This is a genomic window from Mediterraneibacter sp. 210702-DFI.3.120 (genome assembly GCF_020561005.1).
GTDB classification, from domain to species: domain Bacteria; phylum Bacillota; class Clostridia; order Lachnospirales; family Lachnospiraceae; genus Mediterraneibacter; species Mediterraneibacter faecis.
On sequence record NZ_JAJCNG010000031.1, the window covers coordinates 12779 to 33499 of the forward strand.

The 20721-nt window shown below is 39.5% G+C and carries 17 protein-coding genes; all 17 read right to left on the reverse strand.

Features of this window, described 5'->3' with window-relative positions; translation table 11 throughout:
* Window positions 1-226: 226 nt before the first annotated feature.
* The 17 genes from LI162_RS13620 to rpsL all read right to left on the reverse strand — a co-directional run bounded on the left by LI162_RS13620 (window position 227) and on the right by rpsL (window position 20425).
* Window positions 227-2497 carry a hydratase gene (locus tag LI162_RS13620; protein WP_227156817.1) on the reverse strand — a complete coding sequence of 757 codons (2271 nt, stop codon included), beginning with the start codon at window positions 2495-2497 and terminating at the stop codon, window positions 227-229.
* A 134-nt stretch (window positions 2498-2631) separates the two neighbouring features.
* Window positions 2632-3531, reverse strand: a complete 900-nt coding sequence (locus LI162_RS13625; protein WP_117499378.1) for a sensor histidine kinase — start codon at window positions 3529-3531, stop codon at window positions 2632-2634.
* Between the two features lie 3 nt (window positions 3532-3534).
* Window positions 3535-4380 carry an ABC transporter permease gene (locus LI162_RS13630; RefSeq protein ID WP_227156818.1) on the reverse strand — a complete coding sequence of 282 codons (846 nt, stop codon included), beginning with the start codon at window positions 4378-4380 and terminating at the stop codon, window positions 3535-3537.
* A complete protein-coding gene (locus LI162_RS13635; RefSeq protein WP_117499373.1) occupies window positions 4373-5326 on the reverse strand; it encodes an ABC transporter ATP-binding protein in 954 nt (317 codons plus the stop codon). Before LI162_RS13635 ends, LI162_RS13630 begins: the two co-directional genes overlap by 8 nt.
* Window positions 5327-5377: 51 nt before the next feature.
* The gene (locus LI162_RS13640; protein ID WP_117825002.1) at window positions 5378-6064 is read right to left on the reverse strand and encodes a response regulator transcription factor; all 687 of its coding nucleotides are present in this window, start codon (window positions 6062-6064) and stop codon (window positions 5378-5380) included.
* Window positions 6049-7410, reverse strand: a complete 1362-nt coding sequence (locus LI162_RS13645) for an MATE family efflux transporter (protein ID WP_227156819.1) — start codon at window positions 7408-7410, stop codon at window positions 6049-6051. Before LI162_RS13645 ends, LI162_RS13640 begins: the two co-directional genes overlap by 16 nt.
* A 14-nt stretch (window positions 7411-7424) precedes the next feature.
* On the reverse strand, window positions 7425-8780 hold the full coding sequence (locus LI162_RS13650) for an MATE family efflux transporter (protein WP_020436323.1): 1356 nt from the start codon (window positions 8778-8780) through the stop codon (window positions 7425-7427).
* Between the two features lie 60 nt (window positions 8781-8840).
* Window positions 8841-9716: a YitT family protein gene (locus LI162_RS13655; RefSeq protein WP_055166567.1), complete on the reverse strand. Its 876-nt coding sequence runs from the start codon at window positions 9714-9716 to the stop codon at window positions 8841-8843.
* Between the two features lie 463 nt (window positions 9717-10179).
* On the reverse strand, window positions 10180-12303 hold the full coding sequence (locus tag LI162_RS13660; RefSeq protein ID WP_055157735.1) for an AAA family ATPase: 2124 nt from the start codon (window positions 12301-12303) through the stop codon (window positions 10180-10182).
* A 15-nt stretch (window positions 12304-12318) separates the two neighbouring features.
* Window positions 12319-12537, reverse strand: a complete 219-nt coding sequence (locus LI162_RS13665; protein WP_055157737.1) for a hypothetical protein — start codon at window positions 12535-12537, stop codon at window positions 12319-12321.
* Between the two features lie 159 nt (window positions 12538-12696).
* The gene (locus tag LI162_RS13670; protein WP_055157739.1) at window positions 12697-13146 is read right to left on the reverse strand and encodes a very short patch repair endonuclease; all 450 of its coding nucleotides are present in this window, start codon (window positions 13144-13146) and stop codon (window positions 12697-12699) included.
* 2 nt (window positions 13147-13148) lie between these two features.
* Window positions 13149-14390 (reverse strand): type II restriction endonuclease, encoded by a 1242-nt coding sequence (locus tag LI162_RS13675; RefSeq protein ID WP_055157741.1) that lies wholly within the window; start codon window positions 14388-14390, stop codon window positions 13149-13151.
* Entirely contained in the window at window positions 14372-15514 is a 1143-nt protein-coding gene (dcm, locus tag LI162_RS13680) for a DNA (cytosine-5-)-methyltransferase (protein WP_055157743.1), read from the reverse strand. The genes LI162_RS13675 and dcm overlap by 19 nt, the downstream gene beginning before the upstream one ends.
* Window positions 15515-15866: 352 nt before the next feature.
* Window positions 15867-17060: an elongation factor Tu gene (tuf, locus tag LI162_RS13685; RefSeq protein ID WP_227156820.1), complete on the reverse strand. Its 1194-nt coding sequence runs from the start codon at window positions 17058-17060 to the stop codon at window positions 15867-15869.
* A gap of 124 nt (window positions 17061-17184) precedes the next feature.
* A complete protein-coding gene (gene fusA, locus LI162_RS13690; protein ID WP_055166566.1) occupies window positions 17185-19302 on the reverse strand; it encodes an elongation factor G in 2118 nt (705 codons plus the stop codon).
* A 21-nt stretch (window positions 19303-19323) separates the two neighbouring features.
* On the reverse strand, window positions 19324-19794 hold the full coding sequence (gene rpsG / locus LI162_RS13695; protein WP_020437196.1) for a 30S ribosomal protein S7: 471 nt from the start codon (window positions 19792-19794) through the stop codon (window positions 19324-19326).
* 211 nt (window positions 19795-20005) lie between these two features.
* Window positions 20006-20425: a 30S ribosomal protein S12 gene (gene rpsL / locus LI162_RS13700; RefSeq protein WP_004847546.1), complete on the reverse strand. Its 420-nt coding sequence runs from the start codon at window positions 20423-20425 to the stop codon at window positions 20006-20008.
* Window positions 20426-20721: the final 296 nt, after the last annotated feature.

The following is a 20721-nucleotide window of genomic DNA, read 5'->3' on the forward strand; positions in this document are numbered from 1 at the left end:
TGTCCAAGGTTCTCAAGTTCCGCACAACTAACTAAATCAGACATTTCATAAGCAGATTTTTTCATTCTTATACCTTAACGTGTTACATTTTATTTCGTTTTAATACTAGCATGTGAAAATTTAATTAGCAAGATAAAAACAGCGAGATACAGGTCATTTCCCATATCTCGCCGCTTTTCTTTCATTTTATCATATCCAATAATTGATTCATGATTTTCAATGATGACTAATGATTTCTATAGTAATTGATCAGACATCCGTCAAGAATGATCTCACGCTCTGCGTCTGTCAGATCTCCCAGCTTAAGGTTCAGTTCTTTGAGTTCATCACCTACAACATAAGCTTTGATCACATCCGCTTTCTCTTCTACTGCTTTTCTCACATTAGGAACAAAGATGTAATCTCCGTTCTTGAAGGAAAGTGCTTCATGATCTTCTTCTGTCAGGAATGGGAGCATTCCCCAGTTGATCAGGTTAGAACGGTAACGCTTTGTTGCATACTCTGTTGCGATGTTTGCCCATCCGCCAAGTACTTTCTGACAGGAAGCTGCCTGCTCACGAGCAGATCCGTCTCCTGGTTTTACTGCGAAGATTGTACTTCCGACACCAAGGTTACCCTTGCCAACTTCCGGATATGTCTCGTGGATCTTATCCATCACCGGTTTCAGTTCTGCAAGAGCATCTACCGGACATTCATCTGCTTCAATTGCTTTCTGAGCTTTCTGTACTTCTTTTGCACGTCCAACGTATGCAGGGTCTTTTCTTGAAAGAGCGAACTCTGCAAGTCCCAGTGGATTAGAACGGTAAGAAGATGTCTCTCCGGACGGAATCAGCTCATCTGTTGTTGTAACAGGATCATGGATCTCAGATACAACCTTCACAAGCAGGTTCTGTGGAAGTGCTGACATTGCCGGCCAGTCCTTAATGTTTGGTCCAAATTTAATCTCAACGTTTGGATCAGCAACGCCCTTGCTGTCAAATACACGATTTGCATAAATGTTCTTATCAAAGTGATATTTCTGTCCTTTGTACTCTACATCCATTGCTGTTGCCGGTGTTAAGAATCCTTTGTTTGCTGCTGTTGCTGCGATAGAACGAGCATCCATCAGTGCTACAGAAGAGATCTGTCCGTTCTGCAGCTTACTTCCTTCACGGTTCGGGAAGTTTCTTGTTGTATGACGGATAGAGAATGCGTTATTCGCCGGAGTATCTCCTGCTCCGAAGCACGGTCCACAGAATGCTGTCTTCACAACAGTTCCTGCTTCCATAAGATCTGCAATTGCACCATTCTTAACAAGTTCCATATAAATCGGTGTACTTGCCGGGTAAACGCTGAATGTAAATTCATCTGCTCCAATGTTCTTTCCTTTGATGATATCTGCAGCTGCACAGATATTTTCAAATCCACCACCTGCACATCCTGCGATGATTCCCTGCTCTACATAGAACTTACCGTTTCTGATCTTATCCTGCAGAGAGTAATCAACTGCACCGTCAAGACTTACAAGTGCTTTCTGCTCTACATCATGAAGGATGTCTGCCAGATTTGCGTTCAGTTCATCAATTGTATAAACATTGCTTGGGTGGAATGGCATTGCGATCATTGGCTTGATCTCGCTTAAGTTCACATAAACCATACCGTCATAATATGTAACTGCTCCAGGATTCAGTTCTTTGTAATCTTCACTTCTTCCGTGAATATCATAGAACTCCTGAATCTTCTCATCTGTTTTCCAGATAGAAGACAGACAAGTTGTCTCTGTTGTCATAACGTCGATTCCGATACGGAAATCTGCACTAAGCTTGCTGACTCCAGGTCCAACAAACTCCATAACCTTGTTATTCACATAGCCGTTCTTGAATGTAGCTCCGATGATTGCAAGAGCAACGTCCTGCGGTCCTACACCTTTCATCGGCTCTCCGTCTAAGTAGATTCCGATCACGCCCGGCATCTTAATATCATAAGTCTTATTCAGAAGCTGTTTCACAAGCTCTGGTCCACCTTCACCCATAGCCATCGTTCCGAGTGCTCCGTAACGTGTATGGCTGTCAGATCCAAGGATCATCTTTCCTCCGCCTGCAAGCATCTCACGGGCAAACTGATGGATAACTGCCTGATGCGGTGGTACATACATACCGCCGTACTTCTTCGCACAAGTTAGTCCAAACATATGATCATCTTCATTGATTGTTCCACCAACTGCACAAAGACTGTTATGACAATTTGTAAGTACATACGGCATCGGGAACTTCTCAAGTCCTGACGCACGTGCTGTCTGGATAATTCCAACAAATGTGATATCATGGGATGTCAGCTTATCAAAACGGATCTGCAGACGCTCCATGTTCTCGGATGTATTGTGTGCCTTTAAAATACCATATGCCATTGTGTTCTGAGCGGCTTCTTCCTTCGTCAGCGGAACCTGCACATTTCCTGTGTCTTCTACTATCTCTGTTCCATTGAGAAGATATACGCCATTCTCGTACAATTTAATCATGTAAAGACCTCCTTCAATCTGATCTATAGTTTTGAAATAACTGCTACCATATTAACATATTTGAGTGTTTCGGTAAATCTAAATTTTCACAATTCAGCATTGTAACTCAATAAAGTGCAATTTCTACTGATTTTTTAGATAGATAGCGGAAATCTCATCTCAATAATAAACTCATTTTTCTCTGTCTTCGCGCTGATTTCTCCATTCATACGTTTCACAAGTTCCTTTGCAATAGATAATCCCAATCCGGTAGATGTTTTGCTCCTTGCCACATCCGCTTTATAAAATCTGTCAAAGACATGTTCTATATCGATCTGCTCCGAATGTATCACCTGATTGCTGATTCGCAATACTGCATGCTCCTGCTTACGCTCTAACACAATACTTATCTTCTTTTCTCCATGATCCAGGCCATTTTTAATTACATTCTGAATAACACGGTGGAGTCCTTGTTTATTTCCGGCTATGGATAGCAGTTCTTCTGTAATCTGAATATCCGGCTGGATTCCCCTTCTTACCCAGTCATCATAATAGGAAAACACCGTTTCTTTCAGAATCCGGTTGATACAGCAAGGCGTCAGTTCCAGACTATAGGATTCATTTTTTAACTTTGTGAACATGAAAAGTTCTTCCAGCATTTCATTCAGACTGTGTATTCTTTCATGAATAATATTCAGATAACGTCTCTGGTCTTCGACATTTTCGCATTCTTCCATAAGCTGAAAATATCCGTCCAAAGATGTCAGCGGTGTCCGGATATCATGGGAAAGGTTCGTATAAGTATCCGCAATCAAAGCTTCTTTCTCCTGATAACGCTGCTTCTCTTTTCTTTGTAATTCCAGAAGTTCATTCAATCTGTCTGAAAGCGTTCCGATTCCACCCAAATCAAACTCGCGTTGAATCAACATGTTACTGTCATGTTTCATCAAGAACGCCAATTGGCGGCAGATGTCCTTCACCTGCCGCTGATATTTCCACATAATAATAAATTGTAAAATGATAATTCCTGCTAATATTCCAATTACGATATACATCCGCTAAATATCCCTCTTTTGAAAAACAGCACTGCTTGCAGCTATCATTATGACAGCAAACACAATCGCCACGCCGAATGCTTCCAGACACTCATTTCCACTTGGATTCATAGAAAGCAGTGATAATTTTCCGGTTATCGTATACTTGTAAATCTGGAAATTCTGGATTCCCATTTTCCGAACAGCACTGTTTATTAATCCGTATACGATACTCATTATATTCATTGTAAGACAAATCGCGATGACCATGCTGATCACATTATTTTTCAGAATAATTGCAATCGCCATGCAGATCAACACGAGTGCATAATGAAGGGCCAGCTCCGTCAGGAAATAAGACAGAACAGCTTTTGAACTTCCCCACGTCAATTCTTTGAATACTATATAGTTCGCAGCTCCCTGGAGCAAGAATGCTCCTGCCATTGTCAGCATCGTAAAGACCGCCAATGCAATGGATCTGGAAAAAATCAGTGCTCCTCTTTTTTGAACCTGACCGCCAATATTTTTAATATAACCGCTTCCGATATCCGCTGTTGAAAACATCACCGCAAAAATCACCAGAAACAACGCATAAAATTTCCCCTGAGAATTTGCAAAGAAAATGTCATACACCGTAACCTTTTCTCCCGGTTCTGTCGGCAGTGTCACCATCATTCCCACATTAATATTCTCTGCAGTCGGTTCCGCAAACTGCTCCTGCCGCACGGTATCTTCTTTACTTAATGAATCATAATCTATTTTACACATAAATGTTGTAAACAGTACTGACACAGCCAGCACGATCCATACTACATACATACTTTTGGTGCGAAACATCCGGTACAAATCCATTTTTATCATATTAAGCATGGCTGGCACCTCCTGTCAGATTCAGGAAATACGTTTCCAGTTCTTCACTCGTTATAGAAAGCCCTTTTACCGGAATTCCTGCCTTTGCAAGCTCCATATTCAACGCTGCGCTTTCATTCAGACGTTCAAAAATGTGAATATGTTCTTTGTCTGTTACCTGATAATTCGTAAATCCCATAGCATCCAGCACCGGAATTGCCAGCTTCGGATCAGCCAGTGTTAATTCCATCCGCTCACTGCATCTTCGCATTAATTCTTCTCTCGTAAGCTCCTGCAATAAACTTCCATTGTGAATGATTCCATAATCGGTAGCAATCTTCGATAATTCCTCCAGTATATGACTGGAAATGCAAATCGTCATATTCCTCTCTTTCTGAAGTCTCTGAATCGTGTCACGGACCTCAGCAATTCCCTGTGGATCCAACCCATTGATCGGTTCATCAAGGATTAACAGATCCGGTTCTCCAACCAACGCAAGACCAATTCCCAGACGCTGTTTCATTCCAAGAGAAAAGTGTTTTGTCTTTTTCCGTCCCACATGCTCCAGACCTACTGTTTTCAATATCTCATCAATGTAACCTGCTTTCTTTATCCCAAACAGCTTGCATTTGATATTCAGATTTTCATATGCGGTCATATTTCCATATAATCCCGGTGCTTCAATCAGACATCCCACACGGGAGCGGACTTTCTGTAAATCCTTTCCCTTGTATCCGAAGATCTCAATCTCTCCGCTCGTCGGCCTGGAAAGCCCACTGATCATCTTCAGGCAAGTCGTCTTCCCGGCTCCATTTCGTCCGATAAATCCATAGATAGCGCCCTTTTTAATATGCATGCTGACACTGTCCACAGCTTTATGATGTCCATACCGCTTCGTCAGCCCTCGTGTTTCCAATAACATCTCACTCAAATTTTTCATCTCCTTTTTCTTATCTGCATTTATCATAAAAGATGAATCCTAATCAAACGCAAATAAATAGTAAAAAAAGAGTAAAGATTACGCATGAAGACGATAACCGATTCCCCATACTGTCTCAATGTATTCCTCCGAAGTCACTTGTTTGATCTTCTTGCGGATATTGCTGATATGTACGTCCAATGTCTTCGTCTCACCCATATAAGGTTCGTCCCAGGCATATTCGAAAATATCCTCTTTACTGAAAACCTGTTTTGGATTCCTGAGCAGTAATTCTAAAATCGCAAACTCCTGTTTTGTGATCTTCGGAAGTATCTTTCCAGCAATTTCAACCTGAAATGTATTTCTGTTTAATACCATATCTTTAAATGAAAGCGTATGCTGTTCCTCTGCTTCCTTTTCTTCTTTATGACGGAGTTGTACCTGAACTCTTGCCAGCACTTCCCTGATTTCAAATGGTTTCGTTATATAATCATCCGCTCCGCTCGTTAAAACCTCTACCTTTTCATCCAGGCTGTCTTTTGCAGTCAACACAATAACCGGAAGATTTCCCTTTTTCCGTATTTCCTCCAGAACTGCCTCACCTGGAATTCCGGGCAGCATCAGATCCAGCAGCACGAGTGCATAACCGTGCTCCTGCATATTTAAAAGCAGCTTTGCTTCGGTCCCGGAAAATGCCTGCTCACAGGAATAGCCTTCTTTGGATAATGCCTCCTGAAGCAAGTTATTAATATTTGTATCGTCTTCTACAATCAGTATTTTCTGCATGATATTGCTCCTTTATCTTCCTCAATACTCGGCCATGATTTTCTGAGTGCTGCATAAGAAATCAAGAAGTTTGCAAGCCATCCGGCCGGTACTGCAAGCCAGACAAATGCAATTCCGAACCGCGGTGCAAAAATCAAAGCGACAGACAAACGAATCGCAAGATTTACCATATTCGCAATGAGAAACGGACGCATGATTCCAAGTCCACGAAGAACTCCATCGGTTGCCATCTTGATACCCATAAAGATGAAAAAATATCCAAGCCATCTCATATAATCACCGGATACCTGATACGCTAAAGCTGTTCCATCTTTTCCAAGGAATAAGGAAGAAATCTGATTGTGCAGTGATTCAATGACCAGAAAAGCAAGGACTGCAAAACCTAAATCTAACACCAGTGCCGCATGATAGCCTTTTTTGAGCCGTTCGATTTTCTTTGCACCAAGATTCTGGGATATATACGGCGAAATCGCATTGCCGATGGATACAAAAATCAGTGAAAAAACATTTTCCACTCGCATCGTTGCCGAATAACCTGCGAGCGCCTGTGTGCCAAATGGATTTACAACTGCCTGTACGATCATCATACCGATCGACACTGTAGACTGCTGGAGAACTGACGGTACGGCAATTTGAAGCATCGAATATAACTCCTGTCCGTCAAACCATTCAAACTGACATTTATACCGTCTCATTCTATAAAGGAAAATCAGAAATGAAAAGACCGCGGAAATCCCCTGTGCAATAAGCGTTGCCAGGGCCGCACCAAACACGCCGAGACCAAGTCCGGCTACCATCCAAAGATCCATAAAAATATTTAATACGGATGAAAAAATCAGAAGAACCAATGGAATTCTGGATTCACCGATGGAAGTAAACATCGTTGAGAGGATGTTGTACATAAACAGAAATGGGAATCCCACAAAATAAACCCGCAGATACAGCACTGCTTCATCCAGTATATCAGGAGGTGTTTGTAATAAACTCATCATTGAATGTGAAAAGCAAAAACCAAAGATTCCAAGTAGTATGCTCAGGACTAAAAAGCTGATCAGCGATGTCGACACAATTGTTTTCATTTTACCATAATCTCTGGCTCCAAAATAACGGCTTACGAGTACACCTGCGCCTACACCGGCACCCAGAGCTACACAAATGAAAACATTCGTAAGTGCAGCACAGGCACCGACAGCCGCAAGTGCCGAAGAACCAACAAACTGACCGACAATGATCGAATCAGCCATATTATATATCTGCTGAAAAAAACTGCCTAAGATCATAGGCATTGCAAAAACAGTTAACGCTTTCAGGGGCGCATCTGTGATTAGATATTCATCTTTTGACATGATCATACTTCTCCTCAATCAAAATCTCTGGTAATATTTGTAAGCCATTTCTTTCTGAAATAGTGAATAAATACCACGGGCATTTTCTCGAACTCATCTAAAGTCATTACAAAGTAAACCCAGACAGGCGGTAATTTAAAAACATATGCTGCAAGGAAAGTAGCCGGAACTGCAACAAGCCACATAAATATGGAATCTACGATCATTCCAAATCTGGAATCACCGCCGCCTCTGAAACACCCACATATAAGGCAGGTATTAATTCCTTCTCCCACAAGACGCCAGGTTGTCATAATTATAAAAATACTAAGATAAGAAAGGGCAGTCTCGGTCAATTTATCCCGATAGAAGTCCAGTATCAGAGGACGAATCGCCAGAATAATAACGCATCCGATCAGGCTTACAGCAAGTGTTATCCTAAGCATCCGTTTCCCGTATTCTCCGGCTGTATCAATTTGATCTTTCCCTAACTCCTGGCTGATAATGATAGTCGTAGCATTTGCAAAACCGCGGCAGGCAATAGCACCAATATTTACCACCATAACAGCAACCGCATTTGCGGCAACCATGTCATCTCCGATATGCCCAAGAATTGCTGCAAATGCTGAAGTGGCAAAACTCCAGACAACATCATTTACCACGGCTGGAGTGGCAATTTTCATAAAGTCATGAAACAAAATGCCTGATTTCGCAAAGAAGTATTTTATCCGGAATCTGACATCTGAACTGTTTAATGAATAGATGAGACAAATTAATACCTCTGTAATTCTGGCAATCACAGTACCAAGTGCAACACCTGTAACGCCAAGCTTTGGAAATCCAAACAGACCAAAGATAAATGTGGCATTACAAAGTACATTGACACAAAGAGAAACAATGTACGTAATAGAAGGCAGCATTATTTTTCCAATACTTCGAAGAGCGCTCATAAAAACCTGCGAGAACCCCATAAACATAAATGAAAATGAAATCACCTTCAAATACTCACTTCCGGCAGCAATCGTATCCGGACTATTTGTGAAAATCTTCATAACCGTAACCGGCATAGTAAAGGAAATAACGAAAAATATAAGCGAGACGATCAGTGAAATCCGTTCCGCAAGACCGAGAATCCTTTCTACTGTCTTTTTATCCCCTTTTCCCCAGTACTGGGCACACAGAACCGAAGTTCCTGTAGCCATACCGTAATATAAGCAGAACAGAATAAACGTATACTGGTTCGCAAGTGATGAAGCTGACATCGCCGTCTGGCTTACGTATCCAAGCATTACCGTATCGGCAATGTTTACCAATGTTCCAATCAAATTTTGAATCATGATCGGAAAGGCTAATTTTGATGCGTATTTTAAGAAATCTTTTTTATTTAGCATACAACTGTTCTTCCTTAATTCTATAAATGTTTAATCTACAGTACTGTTTTTGCAGCATCATCAGCCTTCCTCTTCTCCGTAATGTTTACTCAAAGAGAAGCCTCTTCCTCGTACCTCTGTAACTCTGCTGATGATCATAAATGCCTCCGGGTCAATCTGTCTGATCAATTTCTCAACTTGTGGAAGTTCTCGATTAGACACAATACTCAATACAATCTGCTTTTGTTCTTGTTTGTAACCGCCTTCCCCATACAGCATCGTCACGCCTCTGTCTACCTGCGCAAGAATTGCCTGACGTACTTCTTCCACCTGTTTGCTGATAATCTTCACTTCCGTCTTGGTATTTCCCATCACTAACACTTTGTCCAGCACTGTCGTGTAGATCATTACCAGTAAAATTCCGTATAAAACGCGTTCCGGAGGATTATATAGAATCTGCGGTAACAGAATCAATATATCAAATACATTCAGACTCACTGACACCGGAATTCGAAAATACTTATTCAAAATCAACGGTGGAATATCCATACCTCCGGTAGAAGCTCCTGTTCGAATTACAATACCAAGTCCAATCCCGATTCCAAGTCCGGCAAAAATCGTATTCAGCATTGGATTATCCGTGATCACCAGATCCCCAAAAATATGATTGGCCGCTTCCAATGCAATTGGATATGTGAAAGAACTGAGAATTGTCGTCAGTGCAAATTTCTTACCAAGAAAAATCACTCCAACTATCAGCATCACAATATTAAATGCTAAGACAAATCCAGAAATTGATGCTCCCGTAAAATGCTTCACTACCAGACCAATACCGGTTGTTCCTCCTGTCATCAGATTCCCCGGTAAAAGAAAAAGTTTGATTACAAAAGCATAGAAAACATTTCCAAAAATGACCTTTGCAACGGTACTTGCCCGCTTTAAATATGCCTTATCCATAAATTCCTCCCATTAGCCATATGATTTTGATTATCCCTAAAAACGCCTGTTAGAGAATCTTCCCTAACAGACGTTCTTCAAAGTATTTCCTAATATAGTGATATTATACTGAGAAATGCGGGCAGTTTCAATAGGATTTTTCAAAGCACAACATATTGGGGGAAATAATAGTAGGATACAAAAATAACCTCAGTGCAAAGCTATGAGGTGACTTTTGTAATTAATAAAAATGTGGACTAATCGTCTAACGGTAGTTCTTTTTTCTAATATCGATATTAAGTCTGACTAGATATTATTACTCGATAATTGTAGAAATTTTACCTGTTTCTGCTGTAGGTCTGCCTTCAGGAATAGCAGACCGGTGTACAAATGTGATTTTCCGTGTGATTCGTGGGGAAAATCCAGATTTTCCGATGTGTCCATGTGGGTTTGGAGATTTTGTTATCATGATGTTATCACAGTTTTATAGTTCACTCATTATTCCATCTACTTTTTTCATAATGTAATCCGGTACAATATTAAACTTCATAACATCAAGATAGTGTAAATAATCATTTTCTATATGATAGGTTTCATCAATAAATTTATACCATGCACTGTCCATCGGTCTTAAACGCAACTGTTTATCATCAACTATGTCTTTCAACGCCCTGAACAATTGAATTTTCAGATAAGCATTTAATTCCGAATTATACAATTCTTTGATATGATCTATCGTATATGTATTTTCAAGCAACTCTTCATAATTAAAATCTGGAATAAATTCTTTGATTTTATTTAATCCTTCATTGATTTCTTCAGGTAACATATCCTCATATACATCACTAGCAATTTTTCTTTTTATCGGTCTGGCATGTACAAGGCAAGATAAAATCTCATATGCATTTCCCCAAGCATCTCTGCATTCATTTAATTCGCATAATTTCCTAAGAAAAGCAATTCGGCTTACAACATTAACATTCTCATCAGTAGAAATCTCTTTACACTCACGCAAAATCAACTTAACGTCATCTTCCGGATTAATATCTTTTTCTATCACTTTTCCTTCAACATTACAAATAAATGAAGCAACCGCTTTACTTTCATCTAATTTCCCAACTACAATAAAATCCGTAATAGGTTCAAAATCATGTGTTAATAACAGTACTGTTTTACCTGCAAACGTAACATTTTTATTGCCTACATTTTTGAACATTCTCTGTAGAATAGCATATTTTTTATTAGTATCGAACGAAGAAATCGGATCATCCAAAATAATCAAATCAGAATCTTGCAAATTGGCATAATACATAAAAAGTATCAATGAAAATGCATTTTTCTCTCCCCAACTTAAATGTTGTCTGATTTTTGTAACATCTGTTTTTTCTTCTGTAAAACATTGTTTCAATATAGTTCTACTATTGGATTCATCTTCCGTTTTAATTACTAACTCATAATTTATGCCGGCTGTTTTCAGAAATTCATTTATGTCCGTTTGTGATTGAACTATAGTTGCCTGCATAATTCCCTTGAGTGCTCCCATTTCCTGTTTTAGGACCGCAACTTCCGACCGCAATTTATCTACTTTATTATTAATCCGTTCAAATACTCCCTCTATTTTTTCACCACCAAATATATGGAATAATTCTTGCGGAAATATCATTGATGCAATTTGTGTGTCTAGTTTCGATATATCATTTATGACGATCTTTCTGTTTCCAAACTCTTCAATAGCAATAAATCTGGACAAAATCAAATCAAATTCCCCCAGCAAATCGCTCATAATCTTTTCAATAATATCTTCCGGGGTATCATTTTTCACATAAGATATCAACGTTGTATATTGGTCTGGTTTAATATAAGCTTCCAAACTTTCCAGCAGATCTAATAGTTCCTTCAAATTTTGTGAATCTGTTTTTGTATAATTCTTTTGAAATATCTCTTTACGCTTGTCGTGTTCAATCCGGTTTACCTTTTCAGAACAATACGGACATCTGTCTTCAATGTCATATGTATCGCCTTTGTTCTTCCAGTCTATCCACTCTATATTAATATCTTTATTCGCAAAAAAATCTTTGTAAACCTCTAATTCATTTGGAACATTATACAGATTTTGTTTTGTTAACAGACTTTTCATTGTTCCACGTCTGTTCAATGTTCCCTTGGCTGTTCTTTTAAACTTTCCACCAATTTTTTCCATCAATTCCTGCAATTCTATAACTTCTGAATCTTTTTCCATAATCTGATGTAACGACTTTAAATGCTGATCCAACTGCTCTTTCTTACTATCATACGTCGGTGTTTTTAAAAAAACTTCAAACGAATTCTCTATCACCTCATCCTCTTTAAAAACAACCTTGTCAACAAACTCCTCATTAAACACAAGAACCTTTTCAAATGGGGGATTCATTGTTACACCAGCCGGGTCCTCTGCAAAATATGATTTTAACTCCTGAAGCTTTTCTGGATTATTTGCTACTTCTATTGCCTTTGCTATCGTCGTCTTTCCAGTTCCATTTATTCCATACTTAATATTTAATTTTCCTTCTTCAACCTTTATGTTACCCGTCAAAATACTGTTACAATTTTTCACTTCTACATGATACATCTACACCCCTCCAGATTATTTTTCATAGTCCATCTTCGCATACCTCATAATATACGAATTTAAGCCAACGCCCTTCCTTGCAAGCATTTTCATCTGCTCAACTTTATCTATTCCTGCACTTCTGTAAGAATAACGATAACGAGCTCCTCTTCCAAAAACTACATCTATATAGTCCTGTCCAATTGAATACGCTTTTACATTAGAATTTCCGCCCAAGTTTAAATATTCTTCCATAATAATACCTCTTTCTCTAAATGTCGTTTTTTTGTTAGCACTCGCCGCTGATGAGTGCTATTTTTTTATCATTGTACCATACTATCCTTTAAGCTACAAGTTCAAAAAATAAAATCAGCACGATCTCTGAAACTGAATTTCAAAAGATCATGCCATAATTTAAATTTCCCGAAAATAATCCAACTCACCAAAAAAATCTATTATTTGTCCTACTATTTTATCCCTGTATATTTCATCTTTTTTCATTTCCTTTATTGTACATTCCCATATAATAAGCTGCTTTATTTTGAGTTCCTGTAATTCTTTTCTGACTATTTTATCCCTATTTACATTTGCACTAAACTTTTTCTGCCAGAATTCTATCTTTGATTTTGGCATATAAGCATATTTGCATCCCTCATGCCTGTGCCAAAAACACCCATGTACAAAAATTGCTGTATTATATTTTTTCATGTATATATCTGGATGTCCCGGTACACTTTTTGAATTTACTCCGTATCTGTAACCCTTGGCAAACAATAATTTTCTCAGATATATTTCCGGTTTCGTATTCTTTGAATGTATTGCTGCCATATTTTTGCTACGTTCTTCCGGACTTTTTATATCCATAATTATATCTGCTTTCTCTCATAAAATTTCTGTTTTTCTTTTACTTCTTCCAAAAACATTTTCACAGAATAGAGCCAATCTCGCTGTTTTAATGTATATGTTTCATGAATTGGCAATGGCAACACCAGTTGTAATTTTTTATTAATCATTTCATTAGTCTGATTTTCACTTATTGCCGATTCAAGTGTCAGCAAGTGTTTGCGTTCTATTCGCTCTGCTTCAGACAATACCTGTCGCCATCTGTCTTTACATGTACTTTTAGCTCCCAACATTGTCAATTCTACTTCCGGATATGTTTTATCTCTGTACGCTTCTATATTTGGGAAAATAAAATCCGGCTTCGATTTATCTTCAGTAACTGGTGTATGTGAATATATAATTTTCTGTTCTTTTAACAATGCTTCTATATGATTCTCCAAAGATAATCCTGCTCTGCTTTTTCTTCTGTTTTGCACAGAAAGCGAAAATTGGATAAATGCATCCACATCAACATCTTCACCCACCTTAAATCCCTGCTGAATTCGCTCTTTTATCAGATATTGTTCCAGTAACTTAAATAATGCTTCCTCTCGGTTCACCCATTTAAGTAAAGTATCATCTGGATTTTCTACAGGATCTACATCCGTAATTGTATTTCTTGCATATGCAGAAAATTCCCTTGTCGTTGGAAAACTTCCATGAAATTCAATTAACATCGGTTCAAGATAAGATTCTATACTTCGATCTTCATATTCAATTCCTATTTGTTCTAAAATCATTCTGACAGCGAATTCAATTTGTTTATCTCCACTGCTAAATTCAGTTTTTCCAATAAATCTTTCCGCATCTTCCTCGTTCAAATCGAATAACCAATATAACTGATTTTCTATTGTACTATCTTTCTTGGCAATGATAATAAGTAAGGTATCATCTGTTCTTTTGCATATAAAAAGACTGTCTCCGACTTTTGCACGTTTTGATACTTCTGTCGTTGGAAAGTAAAATCTCCATTCTGTCCTTTTTGGATTATTGTACCTTGAATCATACCATGTCATCTTTCCGGATGCATCTATAGTAAAATCATCTTCCATATATAAAAATATCGTGTCAAACTCTCTTCTTTGGATATCTGTTCCCAATATCTGTCGCATGGCTTTATTTCCATTAAGTTCATGCTGATTACTACTTTCAATATTAGCTTCAACTTCAGATAATTTTTTTACAATCACCCCGGAAAAGTATTTATTTAAATAACCTGTTTCCATTCCGCACCTTCTTTATCCAATCTGTCAATTTCATCTACAATTAGTTTTGCAACTTCTCCCATTAATGGAACAACTACAGAATTTCCAAATTGCTTATATGCCTGTGTATCCGAAACAGGAATCTTAAATGTATCCGGAAAGCCCTGCAATCTTGCACATTCTCTTGGAGTCAGCCTTCTCGGATTCTTTCCTTCCTGTGCAATAAGCACTTCCGATCCATCTTTGTAATACCTAGCACTCAATGTCCGGGACACTCCATCCAAAGGAGCTATTCCATATCCAAATCCGTTACCAGCTGCCCGATGCTTTGCTGCGTAATTCTGCAGATATGTCCACAATTTATCAGACAATGTGTATTTGTCCGCAACCTCTTCATCAAGAATATCTCTCATAACGGGTTTTGGAACACGTGGTGTAAGATTAAACTCAAAATCAATTTTATCTCCATAGCGTTCTCTGTCAAATCCTACAATTAATATTCTCTCTCTGTGCTGAGGAACATAATTCTGTCCATCCAGAACTTTATAGAAAATTTCATAGCCCAACTCATCCAGTGACTCTCTGATTACCTGAAAAGTTCTTCCTTTATCATGGCTGCATAAATTTTTAACATTTTCAAGCATAAATGCCTTAGGTCTTTTTTCTTTCAATATCCTGCAGACATCAAAAAACAAAGTGCCCTGTGTTTTATCCTCAAATCCGGTGGCTCTTCCCATACTGTTTTTCTTTGATACCCCGGCTATTGAAAAAGGCTGACACGGAAATCCCGCAACCAGAATATCATGATCCGGAATATCTTCGGCATTAACTTTTGTAATATCTCCTTCCGGCTGTTCTCCAAAGTTTGCAAAATAAGTCTGCTGACTATATTTGTTCCATTCACTTGAATAAACACATTGACCGCCGGCCCGGTCAAATGCAATACGCATACCACCAATCCCAGCAAAAAGATCAATAAATGTAAATTTTTTCTCTTTCCCTGTATTCTTCTTCTTTTTTACATCACTCATATAATATGCTACTGCTTCTCTAACACAGTCCTGCATACTCAATTCATTCTTTTCTGAATATGAATTCAGCTCATTATATAACTCATCATCAACTCTTATATGTACCTGTCTCATTCTCATCACTCCCTGGGAATATATTTATACCTGTTTTTTCCCTATTATACTCTAATATAATTTAAAAAGCAAGCGAAAATACGAACATACTTTCGCTTGCTTTTTCCTTTTTAGTGGTTATCTACTACTATGAATACATAATTTTCAGAGTGCTTTCTTCCATCACTCCCCAATACTCAACCATCCTTTCCATCGGCATCTCTACTTTTTCTCGTATTTTTTTATTTTGACAACCGTTTTTTATACTATTCGCTATTCCATTCAAAATTTCCAACACAAAAAACCCACAGAGCATAAGCTCTGCGGGCATATTTCATTTTAAGTATCGATATTAAATCTATCTAGATATTAATTACTCGATGATTGTAGCAACTGTACCTGATCCTACTGTACGTCCACCTTCACGGATAGCGAAACGAAGACCTTCCTCCATAGCTACTGGATGGATCAGTTCAACTGTCATCTCTACGTTATCTCCAGGCATACACATCTCGATTCCTTCTGGAAGATCGCAAACACCTGTTACGTCTGTTGTTCTGAAGTAGAACTGTGGACGATAGTTGTTGAAGAATGGAGTATGACGTCCACCTTCGTCTTTTGTCAGTACGTAAACCTGGCATGTGAATTTCTTATGGCAGCTTACTGTACCTGGTTTGATAAGAACCTGTCCTCTTTCGATTTCTGTTCTCTGAATACCACGGAGAAGTGCTCCGATGTTATCTCCAGCCTGAGCCTCATCAAGAAGCTTACGGAACATCTCGATTCCTGTTACAACAGTCTTCTTAACGTCCTCGTGGATACCGATGATTTCAACTTCGTCAGATACGTGAAGTGTTCCACGCTCTACTCTACCAGTTGCAACTGTTCCACGTCCTGTGATAGAGAATACGTCCTCTACTGGCATAAGGAATGGCTTGTCTGTAGCACGCTCTGGTGTTGGGATCCATGTATCAACAGCGTCCATGAGTTCCATGATCTTGTCTCCCCACTCTCCGTCTGGATCTTCAAGAGCCTTAAGAGCTGATCCCTGGATGATCGGTGTGTCATCTCCTGGGAAGTCATACTCGTTAAGTACTTCACGGATCTCCATCTCTACGAGTTCAAGAAGCTCTTCGTCGTCTACCATATCACATTTGTTCATGAATACAACGATGTATGGTACGTTAACCTGACGGGACAGAAGAATATGCTCTTTAGTCTGAGCCATAACTCCGTCTGTTGCAGCTACAACAAGGATAGCTCCGTCCATCTGAGCTGCTCCTGTGATCATGTTCTTAACGTAGTCAGCATGTCCTGGGCAGTCAACGTGTGCGTAGTGACGGTTAGCTGTCTCATACTCAACGTGTGCTGTAGAGATTGTGATTCCACGCTCTCTTTCTTCTGGAGCCTTATCGATGTTCTCGAAATCTACAGATGCGTTACCTTCTACTCTGTGAGAAAGTACTTTTGTGATAGCAGCTGTAAGAGTTGTTTTACCATGGTCAACGTGTCCAATAGTACCGATATTACAATGCGGTTTTGTTCTTTCAAATTTAGCCTTTGCCATTTTGAATATCCTCCTTAAAAATATAACCCTCAATGGGGCAACCTTGTTTTGGTTTTCTATTTTAAACCTGGCTAAGTTTGATTATATTTCAAACTTAGCCGATTTTCAAGCCTTTTATGATATTTTAGGCATTTTTGTTGGATAATACTTTCTCCTGTACAGACTTCGGTACTGGCTCGTATTTCTCAAAGAACATTGAGTAGTTACCACGTCCCTGTGTTCTGGAACGAAGATCTGTAGAGTATCCAAACATTTCTGACAGAGGAACGTACGCACGTACGATCTTTCCGCCACCGAGATCATCCATACCTTCAATACGTCCACGACGTGAGTTCAGGTCTCCGATGATATCTCCCATATATTCTTCAGGCATTGTAACCTCTACCTTCATGATAGGCTCAAGAAGTACAGGTGATCCCTGTTTCATAGCATCCTTGAATGCAAGAGAACCAGCGATGTGGAATGCCATCTCACTGGAATCGACTTCATGGTAAGATCCGTCGTATACGTTAGCGTGAACACCAACTACCGGGAATCCTCCAAGGATACCAGATTTCATAGCTTCCTCAATACCTTCACCTACTGCCGGGATGTATTCCTTCGGAATAGCTCCACCAACTACAGTAGACTCGAACTTGTATGTCTCCTCACCGTTGACATCCATTGGCTCGAATTTAACTTTACAGTGTCCATACTGTCCACGTCCACCAGACTGTTTTGCATACTTGCTGTCGATATCAACTGCTTTTGTAATGGACTCTTTGTAAGCAACCTGAGGTGCACCTACGTTAGCCTCTACCTTGAACTCACGAAGAAGTCTGTCTACGATGATCTCAAGATGCAGCTCTCCCATACCAGCGATGATTGTCTGTCCAGTGTCCTGGTTTGTATGAGCACGGAATGTCGGGTCTTCTTCTGCAAGTTTTGCAAGAGATTCTCCAAGTTTTCCCTGAGAAGCCTTTGTCTTTGGCTCGATAGCAAGCTCGATAACTGGCTCTGGGAATTCCATAGACTCAAGAATTACTGGATGCTGCTCGTCGCAGATTGTATCTCCTGTTGTAGAGAACTTGAATCCGATTGCTGCAGCGATATCTCCTGAATATACTTTATCCAACTCTTCACGCTTGTTGGCATGCATCTGAAGGATACGTCCAACACGCTCTTTTTTATTTTTAGTAGCATTCAGTACATAAGAACCGGAGTTCATAATACCTGAATATACACGGAAGTAAGCAAGCTTACCTACGAATGGGTCTGTCATGATCTTAAATACGAGAGCAGAGAACGGCTCTTCATCAGAAGAGTGTCTTACTACTTCGTTTCCGTCTTCATCAACACCCTCGATTGCCGGGATGTCTGTTGGAGCCGGCATAAACTCGATGATTGCATCAAGGAGTTTCTGAACACCTTTGTTTCTGTATGCAGTACCGCAGCATACCGGAACAGCTGTACACTCACATGTAGCTTTTCTCAGAACTGCTTTCATTGCATCGATTGAAGGCTCTTCACCCTCAAGGTATTCCATCATAAGGTCATCATCCAGCTCACAGATCTTCTCAACGAGTTCTGTGTGATAAAGCTCAGCTTCATCCTGCATCTCTTCCGGGATATCTGTTACAGAGATGTCATCACCTTTTTCATCATTGTAGATGTAGGCCTGCATCTCGAACAGGTCGATGATTCCCTTGAATTCGTCCTCTTTTCCGATTGGAAGCTGAAGACAAATAGCATTCTTTCCAAGTCTTGTCTTGATCTGATCTACAGCGTTGTAGAAATCAGCACCAAGGATGTCCATCTTATTGATGAATGCCATACGTGGTACATTGTATGTGTCTGCCTGACGCCATACGTTTTCTGACTGCGGCTCAACACCACCCTTAGCACAGAATACGCCGACAGCTCCATCAAGTACACGGAGTGAACGCTCAACCTCTACAGTGAAGTCAACGTGTCCCGGAGTATCAATGATATTGATACGATGCTCTAAAGCACCCGGTTTCACTTTTGTCTTCTCTTCCAATGTCCAGTGACATGTTGTAGCGGCTGAAGTAATTGTGATACCTCTTTCCTGCTCCTGTTCCATCCAGTCCATTGTTGCAGTACCTTCATGAGTATCACCAATCTTATAGTTAACACCGGTATAGTAAAGAATACGCTCTGTCAGTGTAGTCTTACCAGCATCAATATGAGCCATAATACCGATATTTCTGGTTCTCTCTAATGGATATTCTCTTCCAGCCAAGATTTTTTCCTCCTAAAATAATTAGAAACGATAGTGAGCAAACGCCTTGTTTGCTTCTGCCATCTTGTGCATATCTTCTTTTCTCTTTACAGCTCCACCTGTGTTGTTAGCTGCATCAAGAATTTCATTTGCCAGTCTTTCTTCCTGTGTCTTCTCGCCTCTCTGACGTGAATACATAGTTAACCAGCGAAGTGCGAGTGCCTGTCTTCTGTCAGCTCTAACCTCGATCGGTACCTGGTATGTTGCTCCACCGATACGTCTTGCTTTAACTTCAAGAACTGGCATCATGTTGTTCATAGCCTCTTCAAACACTTCAATAGCTGGCTTCTCAGCCTTAGCTTCTACTCTTTCAAATGCTCCGTATACAATCTTCTGTGCTACGCCTTTCTTACCATCAAGCATGATGTTGTTGATAAGTTTGGTAACAACTTTATTGTTGTATATTGGATCCGCTAATACATCTCTCTTCTGAGTATGTCCTTTACGTGGCACGGTCCTTCCCTCCTTAATCATATTTTCCGGTTTTTCCGGGATTAATTCATCGGTACTCACATGTGTCTTTCTATGAGATCACATTCCATGTGCTCGCAGCCGCGAAATCTATATAGCATCCGCAACCTACGACTAATCATAGTTCTGTTTGTGATACGATTTAACTATTAGTTACACTTATCTAAAATACTATACTGCAATCCGCGACTTCTTATTTAGCGTCTTTCGGTCTCTTAGCACCGTATTTAGAACGAGCCTGTCTTCTCTTAGCAACACCTGCTGTATCAAGTGTTCCACGGATAATGTGGTATCTTGTACCTGGCAGGTCCTTAACTCTTCCTCCACGGATCATAACAACGCTATGCTCCTGAAGGTTGTGTCCTTCACCTGGAATGTAGCTTGTTACTTCGATTCCGTTTGACAGACGAACTCTGGCGATCTTTCTCAGAGCTGAGTTAGGCTTCTTAGGTGTAGCTGTCTTAACTGCTGTACATACACCTCTCTTCTGTGGTGCAGAAACATCAGTTGCACGTTTCTTCAGGGAGTTGTATCCTTTCTGAAGTGCCGGTGCTGTAGATTTCTTCTCAGAAGTCTGACGTCCTTTTCTAACTAACTGGTTAAATGTTGGCATTCTTTTCACCTCCTATGAATTATTCGTTACCTTGGGCTTATGCCTCAAGGGGCTGCGGATAATTAAGTCATTATCCTTATTTGCGCATCAAAAAGACATTGCCTTTTTCCACACGCTCGTTTAGTTTATTACGTTTAGCGCCGAAAGTCAAGGCTTTTTTCGCATTTTCCATATTATTTTTCATACAAAAATAACAGATGGCACTCTCTTTTTTTCTTAAGAAACCATCTGTTATTTATTATAAATTATATATGTCTTTTTGACTATCTTTTTATATCTTCTTAAATGTCCGCAAA